11 protein-coding genes are annotated in these 12,304 nt (G+C 50.0%); all 11 read right to left on the bottom strand.

Annotated features, from left to right (window positions below; all coding sequences use genetic code 11):
* Positions 1-253: 253 nt before the first annotated feature.
* Entirely contained in the window at positions 254-1,210 is a 957-nt protein-coding gene (locus DVH26_RS18620) for a D-2-hydroxyacid dehydrogenase family protein (RefSeq protein WP_239623951.1), read from the bottom strand.
* Positions 1,211-1,405: 195 nt separating this feature from the next.
* Positions 1,406-2,752 carry a cytochrome P450 gene (locus DVH26_RS18615; RefSeq protein WP_239623948.1) on the bottom strand — a complete coding sequence of 449 codons (1,347 nt, stop codon included), beginning with the start codon at positions 2,750-2,752 and terminating at the stop codon, positions 1,406-1,408.
* A 222-nt stretch (positions 2,753-2,974) separates the two neighbouring features.
* A complete protein-coding gene (locus tag DVH26_RS18610) occupies positions 2,975-5,038 on the bottom strand; it encodes a LuxR family transcriptional regulator (protein ID WP_239623945.1) in 2,064 nt (687 codons plus the stop codon).
* A 190-nt stretch (positions 5,039-5,228) separates the two neighbouring features.
* Entirely contained in the window at positions 5,229-5,711 is a 483-nt protein-coding gene (gene greA / locus DVH26_RS18605; RefSeq protein ID WP_239623943.1) for a transcription elongation factor GreA, read from the bottom strand.
* A 197-nt stretch (positions 5,712-5,908) separates the two neighbouring features.
* On the bottom strand, positions 5,909-7,834 hold the full coding sequence (locus tag DVH26_RS18600) for a glycoside hydrolase family 97 protein (protein ID WP_239623940.1): 1,926 nt from the start codon (positions 7,832-7,834) through the stop codon (positions 5,909-5,911).
* A gap of 299 nt (positions 7,835-8,133) precedes the next feature.
* Complete coding sequence (locus tag DVH26_RS18595; RefSeq protein ID WP_239635421.1) at positions 8,134-8,559, bottom strand: VOC family protein; 426 nt, start codon at positions 8,557-8,559, stop codon at positions 8,134-8,136.
* A 91-nt stretch (positions 8,560-8,650) separates the two neighbouring features.
* Positions 8,651-9,796, bottom strand: a complete 1,146-nt coding sequence (locus DVH26_RS18590; protein ID WP_239635420.1) for a serine hydrolase domain-containing protein — start codon at positions 9,794-9,796, stop codon at positions 8,651-8,653.
* Positions 9,797-9,836: 40 nt separating this feature from the next.
* Positions 9,837-10,007 carry a hypothetical protein gene (locus DVH26_RS18585; protein WP_239623937.1) on the bottom strand — a complete coding sequence of 57 codons (171 nt, stop codon included), beginning with the start codon at positions 10,005-10,007 and terminating at the stop codon, positions 9,837-9,839.
* Positions 10,008-10,369: 362 nt separating this feature from the next.
* Positions 10,370-11,134: a MerR family transcriptional regulator gene (locus DVH26_RS18580; protein WP_239623935.1), complete on the bottom strand. Its 765-nt coding sequence runs from the start codon at positions 11,132-11,134 to the stop codon at positions 10,370-10,372.
* A 161-nt stretch (positions 11,135-11,295) separates the two neighbouring features.
* Entirely contained in the window at positions 11,296-11,655 is a 360-nt protein-coding gene (locus tag DVH26_RS18575) for a VOC family protein (protein WP_239623932.1), read from the bottom strand.
* Positions 11,656-11,719: 64 nt separating this feature from the next.
* Positions 11,720-12,304, bottom strand: a complete 585-nt coding sequence (locus tag DVH26_RS18570) for a TetR/AcrR family transcriptional regulator (protein WP_239623930.1) — start codon at positions 12,302-12,304, stop codon at positions 11,720-11,722.

Raw genomic sequence — 12,304 nt, 5'->3', positions numbered from 1 at the left:
GCACCTCCTACTTTCGTACTAGTAGTTGTTGCAGTAGCCACCGCTCCTTTCTCTACAAGACATCGTAACCCGTCTAGTTGAGCTATCAATGCAGGCTTTCCTTTCAGAATACGGCACGTTTTGCGAGAATATTCCAGCATGTCATTGAGCTTATCCAATATTTTTAATAAAAAAGCTGACCTTCTTCCATCATTTCGATGGTTGAAGATCAGCCTCTTCACGTACGTGGTTTAACCTGGCATCCCGATTAAGTTCAGCCCAGAGTCCGGACGGGTGCCCCCGCCAGAAATGCCTGAATGTCTTCCACGGCATCACGGTAAAATACCGCATAATTATCTTTGGTTACATAACCCAGATGAGGGGTTGTCAGTACATTCGGAAGCGATCGGAACAGATCGTCCTCAGGCAGCGGCTCTAGCGGATAGACATCCAGCCCGGCTCCTGCGATCCAGCCGTTTTGCAGTGCCTCGGCAAGGGCGTCCCGATCGACAATCGCTGCCCGCGACGTGTTGATCAAATAAGCAGTCGGACGCATCAGCTTCAGCTCCTCCGCTCCGATCAGCCCTCTTGTCCGGTCGCTCAGCACCAGATGGATCGAAACGAAATCGCTGTTTGCCAGCAGCTCCTGCTTCGAAGAAGCGCGACGAACGCCTAATTCGTCCGCTCGCTCCTGCGTTAAATTCTGGCTCCATGCTTGAACCTTCATCCCGAACGCTTGTCCGATCTGGGCTACCCGACCGCCGAGCTTGCCGAGACCGAGTACTCCGAGCGTTTTACCATACAAATCAGTTCCTAATGTGCTCTGCCATCCGCCTCCGCGAACCGCCTGATGCTCTTGGACAATGTTGCGTGCCAAGCCCAGCATCAATGCCCAGGTCAATTCAGCGGTATGAGCGGGAACTCCGTTAGTACCGCTAACCACAACGCCATTGGCGGCTGCTGCCGCAAGGTCGATCGACGCATTGCGCATCCCTGTTGTCACCAAGAGCTTCAGCTTCGGCAGACGAGCGAGCAGTGAAGCGCGAAACGGGGTCCGCTCACGCATGATAACGATAATATCGAAGCTTTCGAGCGTTTGTGCAAGCTCATCCTCAGACGCTATATGCTGAGAAAATACTTTTACATCTACCCGATCGGAGATCGCACTCCAATCTGCCATATCCAGTGCAACCTGCTGATAATCGTCCAAAATTGCGCATTGAAGCTTCATCCTGTATGTACCTCCTCCAATTTTACCGGCAACAAAGGGAATCATCGTTTCCGGGAGCCTTAAAGCTTCCGGTACAGCTGAGCCTAGTATAGCATGTTATCGATCAGTGAAGGTACATGATTTCAAAGCAGAAAAAGCCGCTTGCTCAGCGACTCTTTGAACGGGGATTTCCAAATGGACGAGCACTAGAGGCTGCTATCTTCGTTCAGCGACAACCTTAATTCCCCCTTTGGGAGATAACGTAAGCAGCGCTTCGGGAACAACCGGAGGATGCCCCTTTATATGACGCAGTCGGAACGATTGCCCAATTCCAGCCAGTATAATAACCATTTCCAGCATGGCAAAATGATTGCCTATGCAGGATCGAGGGCCGGCCCCAAACGGAAAGTATGCCATAAGCGGCAGCTTCTTCATCAAGTCATTATCAAAGCGTTCCGGCCGAAAGCTCTCCGGATCTTCGAAATACGCCGGGCTCATATGAAGCGGATATGGACTTATCATGATGGCATCGCCACGGCGAAGCGCCAAGTCTCCGAGCTTCGTATCCACCATAGCCGTACGTCCGGTTAAATAACCTGCCGGCCGGAGCCGCAGTGTCTCCCATAATACATTTTGCGTGTATTCAAGCTCATTATAATGCTCTGCACCGGGCAATGCCCCGTCAAGTACCCGCTCCCATTCCTGCAGCAGCTTTTCCTCTATGTCCGGCCTCTTCATCACATAATCGAATGCCCAAGCCAATGTATGCGCCGTCGTTTCATGTCCGGCAAGGAACATCGTCATCAACTCGTCCCTAAGCTGGCGATCGGACATCCCGGTTTGATCGGTTTCGTCTACTGAACCCATTAAGACGGATAACAAATCTTGCGGCTCCCGCTCCTGGTTTTGTCTGCGCTCGGCTATAATGCCGAACACGATTTCGTCAAGCAGTCGGAGTGCTGCGGCATATTCACGGTTTTGTCTCGTAGGGATGAGTAACGGCAGCCGGATCAGCGATCGGATTTTTTCTGAAGCGATGCGGTTGATGCTGTCGAAGGCCTTCTCGATTTGTTCCAGCGTCGATTGGGAATTATAACTGAACAAGGTGCGCGCCATGATATCGAAGGTTATCTTGAATAAATCGCGGGTTAGCTCACGTTCCTGTACATGCGCCCAATTCGCAATGATACGGTGTGTGCTTAGTGCCATCTGAGCTGCATACGCCTGAATGTGGCTGCGGGTGAACTTCGGCTGAACGATGCGCCTCTGTCTGTCATGAAGCTCACCGTTGCTCATAACAAGACCTTCGCCCGTCAACCTCTTGATTTCGTCGAATGCTCCTGCTTTGCTGAAAGCATCGGCTTTCGTAACCATAGCCTCTTTTAACATATCCGGCTGAAATATGGCGTAAAAGCTTTGCGGTCCAAGCCGGAAACGGGCGTAATCCCCATGACTTTGATGGAGCCGGCACATAAATAATAGCGGATCCTCTCTGAACGCCTGTAGTGAACCGCCAATCATCGTCGTTCTCCATTCGGTTGGATCTGTTGAAGCCTTCATCATCGTTCCTCCAGTACAAGTGCAATATGAAACTAAGTTATGTGCAAAGCCATTATGACAGCTTGCAGGAGGAAACGATATTATCCGTAAGGATACTTTTTAGGCTTCTATAGGATAGGAGAAGGTCAGTGCAAATTAAGATAAAGCCCGTCGTCTCCGGCGACAGCTATTTGAAGGCTGCTTCATCGTTCCTGCGGCATCTTGTGCGGGGTCGGCGCTTTTGTTTTATCCTGATTCAGCCATCATTTTGCTGGCAAGCTGGGTTCTTGTATTAATTCCAAGCTTGGCATAAATGGACTTCAAATGTTTTTTTACCGTCACTTCGCTAATATACAGCTTGTTGGCAACTTCCGCATTCGAGCAGCCCGAGAGAACGAGCTCGATAACCTCCTGCTCCCGGTTCGTGAACTGTTTCATTAAATCCGCCATACGAGTTCCTCTCGTTTCCGGGAGCGGAATCGGCGGTGCTTGCTGCCATCGGATACCCGCTTGCTTAAGCAAGCCTTCCAGGAATAAACGCAGCTTACTGCCCCTCGTATCGATAGCATAGGTCGGAGTTTGATCGAAGCCGGCATAATAATCATGCCATGCATTGTCCACGATACAGAAGCCGAGCTCGGGATAGATTCTGCTGGAAATTTCGCTCGGGTAAGGTGAACATACGAATAGTCCTCCGGAACACATATGTGCATAAATCAGATAGACCCCCTGCGAACGCGCACTGGAGTTCATAAGATCGATAAAGTCCATGGAACGCATAAACCAGCCCGATGGACGATCGCGCGGAGCCTCCAATTTGCTTCTCTCTTCGGCGGACAAAGCATTTAGATAAGGCCGGCATAAAGGATCCTCCTCAAGCAATGGCAGAGTCTCTGAATGAATCGGAATGATAACGGCCAGGGCATGAACCCTCCCTTCCCTATCACGCAGCAGCTTGAGAGATTCAGGGGCTTTTTGGAACAAAGCCCGAACGTCTACACCGGAAAAATTATACCGCAGCGCTTCTACCGAGTATTCGAGTACAAACTGCTCGCCGGTATCCGGATCGGTCTCCATTCCGAAAATGCCCTCGGTGCACTGCTCACGCCATTCGATGTAACGAAAAACATCCTGCAAAGAAGATTCCGTGACCGTCTCCCAATAGTACGAATAACTCGTCGTGTTGTCTCTCGCCATCGCTTTGAGCACCTTAATGCCTGCATAACGAAACAATTCCCCTATTTCCCAAGCCATCCCCTTGTTCCCAGCCGCAGTCAGAATAGCCTCTGCATAATAGATCGCGCTTCTTTCAATATATCGCTTGTATAGCTTCGGTGCCCTGTCTTTCAATTGACAACTTGTTATTTCGCTCATCAAATCATGCAGCTGCCAGCCGTTCACCGATTTATGCACAAACGACAAGCTTTTCAGCTTATCCACAACCTGCGCGTCGATCTCTTTTTCCATAACGAAGGACAATAGCTCCTGATCGAACCGTCGCAATACCGAGGCGGCCTCAACTACGCTTCTCAGCTCGCGGTCCGGATATTCCTTCAGCCATAAGGAAGCAAGCTCTCCGAACCAGTCCACTTCCGAATGTTTGCTGAGTTCACCTTCATATGCGTAAGAAGCCACAGCCAGAGACAACGTTAAGGGGTGTCCCTTGGACCGAATCCATATGGACTCCATTTGTTCTGCATCTTGAATTCCGCATAATTTCGTATACTTCAAGCACTCTTCTTTATCCAGCGGAGGCAGCCGCAGCTGGCTTATCAGCTCCCGCCATACAGGAGATGTAATCCAACCGCCTTTCAGAGGATGCCGTCCCGCCGAGAGGACAACGGTTCCCTTAGGGAGCCACGGAATAAAACGGTCTCGCATCCAAGCTTCCATATCGATCATTTCTTCGAACGTATCCAACGCGATGATTACTCTGCGTTCGGTTGATGCTTGTTCTATCCAATCCAGAGCTCGCTCTCTTGCACTTTCCCCACCCGTGACCCGGGCCTTCCCGTTACTGTTTTGTCTCGTTAACTGATTTAGTAATGCAGAGCAAAACTCGTCTTCCGTATGAACGAAATCCCTGCTGTCCATCAGAACAAACCAGCAGCCTCTATCTACGGATAACTCTCGGCATAGCCGTAGATAAGTGCTTTTCCCCAATCCTCCTGTACCATAAATATGAAGGACCGACGCCCGGCTTCCTCCATGCTCAGCAGCAAGCATGCTACTAAACCGCTCTAATTCCGCCTCACGGCCGACAATATATTGGTTTTCTCGTTGAGCAAGACTGTTATACTCAAGGTCCATATCGAACTCTCCCTAAACTTGACTATCTTTATCTATATGAATCGGCCATGATGTAAACCAGGTTTGTTTATCCATTTCGGCAGATTCAGGAATAAGTCCTGCTTTCTAGACATGGATTGCCAAGCTGCAGAGCCGAACAAGCAAAAAAGCAGACGGAAATCTCCGTCTGCTTTAAGCTGTCTAAGCCTAGCTATACGCCGGATTTAATCTCCAGCAGCTCATACTTGATAATTCCCATAGGAGCGTTCACGTTAATAATGTCTCCTACTTTTTTGCCGATCAGCTCTTTACCGAGCGGACTTTCATAAGATATTTTATCCTCTGCCACGTTCGCTTCCGCCGGGCCTACGATCCGGTATTCAATCTTTTCCGAGAATTCCAGGTCATTTAAAATAACAACCGAGCCCACTCCGACTTCGTTTGAACTAATCGCCTCACTGTCAACGACTCTCGCGTTTTTCAGCATCCGCTCCAAAGTCAAAATTCTTGTTTCCATAAACGCCTGATCTTCCTTGGCGGAATGATATTCGCTGTTCTCTCTAAGATCTCCGTAGCTGATCGCTACTTTAAGGCGTTCGGCCAGTTCCTTGCGCTTGACCGTCTTCAGGTCCCGGAGCTCCTCCTCCAATTTGGCCAAGCCTTCTTTTGTCAGTACTATCTCTTCTGTGCTCATTGTTCCACTCCTAATCATCTTTCATCTCTTTATATTATCGTATAAACAAGCTAAATGTAATCCATCCCGCAAAAATTTTGCATAGTGTTTACAATTGTGTGTATTTTCTAGTCCGGTATGGAGGCAGCACAAAAGACTCCTCCCGTCGTCGGAAGGAGTCCCATGTTGCTCCGCTGCTTATGCAGCGATTGCAATCGTTATTTCACAAAGCGCGCGACGAAGCCGCCGCCGCTGTTCAGTTCAATAGTCAAAGTGTCGTCTGAATGGACCATGCTTTCCTCAACGACGACCGAGCTCGAATCATCCGTCTGATCCTTTACCAGGGTTGCACGGTATTCCTGATCCTCGAGGAACGATAACGGTATGCTGACGGTTCTCTCCGGTCCGGCGCTCATGACGGCCAGCATCCACATCGAGCCGCTCCTTCTTGCAAACACGGTCAACTCGCCAATCTTTGATTCCGGCAATACGATCGTCTCATCCCACACCGCTTGGATGCTTTGGATCACGTCTCTGGCCGGGCTGTCCAAGATGCTCTGCGGATGGGCCGCAAGGGTCAGCATCGGGCTTTGGAACGTGGCGAGCGATGCAATCTGATGCGCCACCGAGGAGTCCCTTCTCCGTTCGGTGAAAATCATTGTCGTATAATCGGCCGGTCCTGCAAGATAACGGGTGAATGGCAATGTGGTTTGATGGCGGGCCCGCTGCTGCAGCGCGCTCGATTCCATGCCCCGAATCCCTTCATAGATCATTGCATTCGGCCAAGTTCTCAACCGTCCTGTCGGCTTGTTCGACCCATGGAAATTTATTACGAGCTGGTACTCGGCCGCTTTAAGCAGCAGTGCCTCATACAAGTCAATATTTTCCTTGGCTTCATGGTCGAAGAAATCGATCTTCGCTCCGGATACGCCAAGACGGTGCAGTCGCGAGAAGAATTCTTCCCGGCTCTCCTCCGTACGAAGCTGATTGCTGTGTCTCCAGAACATCAACCTTACGCCTCGTTCATTAGAATACTCGACAATCTCGCGTATTTGCTCATCGGTCCAACGGTAAGCAAATCCTTCAATGATATGGTATTTCGCCCCGATCCGACCTCCCATGTCGGAGAAACGCTTCATCAGCTCGAAGCGGTCCACGTCCTCAGGCCGTGGCTCGTAATTGCGATCGACGTAATCCCACACGGCAAGTCCCGGTTCCACCCAAGATGTTTGGATGCCTTGCGGGAACAGCTTCTCATCGGCAGGAGGACACAAGCTTGGCAGCATATCGCTGTTCACCAGAGCATTCAGGTCACGGGCAACAATTACAACCCGCCATGGCGTAGTAACGGTGCCTTCGACCGATGCCGGTGCTGCGAGACGCTTCGCCTCCTCTCGTCCATAACGCAGCTCGTAAGGATAGTTAATCGGATGACGATGTGCCAATGCGATTCTCCAGCCTCTTCGCCCGTCGCTCTCCAATGCCATGCCGCTGTAGTTAACCAGATTAGCCTCAGTAATCGCCCCGTAACCACCGTTCTCGGGCAGCTGGAACGTTAGAGGCGGTCCCGCCCATGTCCCTGCTTCCACATCGGAAATCTCGACTTGATCATATTCCGCTTCATAATGACCGTCCAAGCCGTGAAACCACGCTGTGGATCCGGCAGGAATCAACAGCTCGGTATGCTCGTCCGGTACGTGCGTACGGTTACTATCGTCTTGAATGATATGCCGGAAGGCCACTCCGTCGTTAAATACGCGAACCTCCAGCGTATACGTTGTCATGCTCAGATCGTGTGTCAGCGAAATCCGAACGCCGTTGCACTCATTTTTTGCCAGGCTGTGGACTCCGTGGTAAGTAAATGTCTCATTGATCGAATAGGACTCCACCTGGTTCATGACGACTCCTGATGAAAGATGGTACCCGTCGAGCCTCATGTCCAACTGCGACCGTTCAATTACCGGCTTGTTATCCAGACTCACCGTGTAGGTCAAGCGCTCTGGGTTGGAGCCCAAAATGAATGCGACGGTACCGTCAGGACTCTTTACTTCCACTTCCTGTAATCGGACTACCCGTTGAGTTCTTCTAGTTGCCTCTTGTACAGCTGCTTTTCCTTCCACTGATTGATTCGTTTCCTTCTGCATAGAGTGAACCTCCAGACATTAAGATAGTCCGCCTTTGTAACCGTTATCATTTCTGCGTGATAAGGTTGCAGGACGGCTTCAACTTCCATCAATCCTGAATTCAAAAACATTTAGGCAAGCTACATATCTCCCTTAGCTATTATAATCCAGTACCTCAAGAGAGTAAATATAAAAATTGGATAAGGCTCCCAAGCTGCATTATAATCAATGCAAAAAAACGGAGAGCAAGCATTGGCTCTTGCGCTCCGTCGTATATGACCACCTGGATGTATGAGGTTCCTCAGATCCAGGAATTGATCTTACATCATCCCTTCTGTGAACACCTGGAAGCCTACGCCGAACTTGTCCGTTACCGAACCATACGCCGGGCTAAAGTGAGTTTCCTGCAGGGGCATGCCGACATTACCGCCCTGCGATAAGGCATCGAACATTTTCGCGGCACTCTCTTTGTCTTTCGTCGAAATACAGATCGTTACTTGATTGCCCGATTGATGCGGGTGACCCGGGAATGTATCGGAAAGCATCAAATCGCTTTCTCCGACTTTCAGCATGGCGTGAGCAATCCGTTCTTTGCTTTCAGCAGGCAACGGGAAATCCGGGTTTTCCGGCATCTCCCCGAACGTTTGCTGAAACATTAATTTCGCATCGAGTGCTTGTACATAAAATTGAATCGCTTCTCTTGCATTACCATCCATAACCAAATAGGCAATTAACCGTGTTGTCATCATTACCATCTCCTTGGGCTTAATGTAAATCGCATCTTTTAGTATGCTTCAAAATTCGAATCTTTGTCCGTTCAACCCTTAAGTAATAGTCCTAATCATCTATAGATTGGTACGCCGATGTCCAGAAATCGAGAAACACACCGGGAGGCTCAGGAGATTCCATCAGACGCTGAGTCATCAGTATGCCGATAACCCCTTCTACGGGATCGGTATATGCAGTTGTACCAATGCCTCCGTCCCATCCGAAACGCCCCGGAACCGTAGCCAGATCGACACGACGAGTATTGACCGCAAGTCCGAAGCCCCAGCCGCTATGCTCCCCGAAAAAGATGCGGGCGTCCGCCTTCTGCTCCGGCGTCAGATGATCGGTAATCATCAGCTCAATGGAGGGTCTTGACAAAATGCGCTCGCCATTATGCACCCCTTTGTCGAGCATCATCTGACAGAAAGCCAAATAGTCATCGACGGTCGAAACCAGTCCGCCTCCGCCGGAAGGAAACAAGGGAGGCTCTGCCCAGCGGCTAGCGGAAGCTTCATCGTGAACTGCCAATTCCCCGGTTTCTTTACCGGCCATGTAGCTGGATGTGAACCGGTTCAGCTTCTCCGCCGGAACGTGAAACCCGGTATCCTTCATGCCTAGCGGTGCGAACAATCGCGTGTGCAAAAACTGCTCAAGCGATTGCCCGCTAGCCCGGGCGACCAGTATGCCGAGAATGTCGGAACCGAGGTGATACATCCATTTCTCTCCCGGTTGATGAATAAGCGGCAAGCGTCCGAGCCGGCTCATATATTCATCCGGAGCGACTTTGAGCGGATTTGGTCCCGGGGTAAGTCCCGCCTCATCCAAAGCTATCTGAATCGGATACAGTCCTGGCGGAGCCATTACGATTCCGATGCCGAGCTTAAAGGTCAGCAGGTCCCTTAAGGTTATGGGTCTGTTTGCAGGCACCGTGTCGTCTAGCGGGCTATCGATTCGTCTCAGCACCTTACGGTCTGCAAGCTCCGGCAGCAGGTCGTCTATCCGGTCATTGAGGCGGAGCTTGCATTCCTCCACCAGAATCATAGCGGCAGCCGCCACGATTGGTTTGGTCATGGAGGAAATCCGGAAAATCGAGTCGCGGCGCATCGATCCACCTCCTAGCGATTGCTTGCCGAAGGCATCGACAACCACTTCGCCTCTTCGGCTGACTAAAGTCACGATGCCGGGTATTTTCCCGCTTTCTACGTAACCGTCCATTACAGTCCGTAATGTTCCGAGCCGCTCTTGGAATTTGCGGTTATTTCTCAATTTTGTCTCCTCCTTCAAAGGGGATACAATCCAGATTTTCTTTGCAGTCGTCCGTCATGTTTCCATCGTCCTTTGCTTCCGTTCCTTCGTCGCCATGCATAGGCGGTGATGATAGGTAACTAAACATCAGCAGCGGGAAACGCATCATGACTTGTAGCATAGAGACTGCTCCTTTCACGTTCTTGGCGGGCTGGAATTCATGTAACGGTATGAGGCTGCCCATCAAGACTGAAGATTTTAAAGTGTCCTAAATGAAGCAGTTTGATGTGTCTATAAGCGCGTTATCTTGCGTACCGTTACCATACCATACGAAACGTGCGTTCGTTTCTTCTCGATTGCTATATTGACGATCGGCGCTAGTAAACAGGAATTAATTAATTAATTAATTAATTAATGATGCATTAGCTTTCAGCAGCTTGAGCCATTGAAGCGGAGTCAAGACTGTTCAGAGAGAAAAGACCGCTTGATCAGCGGCCTTGGAAGCAATTCGTTAAAAGGTATGCCATGACCTTATGCTATCGGTTATTTGCCTGCACTGGCCAAAGCCTTCTTCATATATTCGGAAAGCTCGGCATCCAATCCGAATTTCTCGCCGGTTTCCGGGAAATCCATGTAGTACTTTTTCATCGCATTGATAAGCGAAAGATCGCCGCCTCCGGTCAATAAGCTTTGCAGCTCAGCCAGCCTCGTAACGTCCAGGCTTTCCGCCGGAGTTCCCTTCGCCATCTCTATTCGAAGATTCGCCAGAATAGCAGCCCATTCTTTTACATACAAGGCTCTTTGCTCCAGACTGCCGAAATGCTCCGTCATCTTTTCCATTTGTTCTTTCGTAAAATAGTTGTCAGCGTTCATTTGAGTCACTCCTATTAATTGGATAAATTGCTCAGCCGTAACTTCCTGATGAGTCAGGAGCTGTTGGTATATTCTCTCCAGCTGCTCATGCATCTGTTCCTTGATCCGGATTTGCTCCTTAATGCCGTCCAAATGAAATTTGATTACTTCGAGCTTGTTGTAGTACGGGTTGGACAAAATCTCTTTTATTTCCTCCAACGTGAACCCAAGCTGTTTCAGTGAAAGAATTTGTTGCAGCTTCGCAATATCTTCTTGGCTGTACAGCCTGTGGCCCGATTCGGAATGCATCGATGGGGAGAACAGCCCGATTTCATCGTAATGATGAAGCGTCCGGACGGTAAGCCCGGTTTGGCCGGCCAAATCTCCTACTTTCCAAAAGGTTCGCTTAATAACCATCCCCTCATTTCGCGCGCTTGATTTTACCGGTAAGCTCACTATACAACCTCACGCCGCGTGAGGTGCAACCCCTTATTTTTTATTATGGATTTTGGGTTCCATGATCTATGCCGCTCTACAAAATCTGATGATCTCGGACTTACTACTGCTGAATGTAATATGAAAAAAACGGGCTCCGCAGCCCGTTCTCATTCTGTACTCTATGTTAGGTTCACCTGCGAGATATGCCAGCACACGCCCGCAGGATCGATCAAATGAACCTCGCGTTTGCCCCATGGGTACCATGTCGGCTCCTTGATTCGGATCGGATATTTATCCGTTAACGTCTGCAGATGCTCCCATACGTCATCTAAATCCGATACAATCAGCTCTACCATGAAATTTTCCTGGAATCCGCGATTGGAATAGTTTTGCAAGAAGAACTCTTGCTCCCCTGTTCGGTAAATCGTCAAACTGCTGTCGGAATACACAACGATAAAACCCAAATCCTCGAAAAAACGTTGTGCCAACGGATAATCTTCACCGGACGGAATAAACGGACGAAGCTTCAGCGTATTCAATTGGCTGCAATCCTCCTTCATTAGCTTGGGCAGAATTTTATTTTAATCGCCGGTCTTACTCTTGTCACCTTTTAAAACCGCTCAGCAAAAGGGAAATGACGTGCATCGTTTCCTCCAGCGCCCGTTCGCTATCCTCCGTCTGAGCTATCCAAAGCGCCGATTCATTCAAAGCACCCGAAAGAGTGTGCGTGAGAGCATCGATAGACACGTTTCCAATGTAGCCTTCGTTTTGCATCATCTCAAGCTGTCCATACAGAAGCCTCATCGAATTCCGCTCATCCATGCTCCTCCACTGCTCCCACCCCAGCACCGCCGGTCCGTCAATGAGCATAATCCGCTTGTTTCGCGGTTCTACGGCCGCACTGACAAAAGCCCGGCAGCCCCGGAGCAGCTGCTCCCAGACATCGTCGCTTTGAGCCGCATCCTGTTCGACACGCTGTGCCACCTCATGCTGAACGGATTCCAACACCGCGATAAACAGCTGCTTCTTGCTGCCAAAATGATGATACAGCGCACCGCGCGTCAATTGCGCTTCATTCGCGAGCTCTTCCAGCGAAGCTGCCGCAAACCCTTTGACGGTAAAGTGCTCTCTGGCAACGTCAAGCAATGCTCGAATCGTTGCGTTCGTGTCTTCCTTGTTACGTTTCAC

It is taken from the genome of Paenibacillus sp. H1-7 (assembly GCF_022354825.1).
Lineage (GTDB): Bacteria > Bacillota > Bacilli > Paenibacillales > NBRC-103111 > Paenibacillus_S.
The sequence above is the reverse complement of the archived record's forward strand: the minus strand, read 5'-3'. Positions and strand labels throughout refer to the sequence as shown.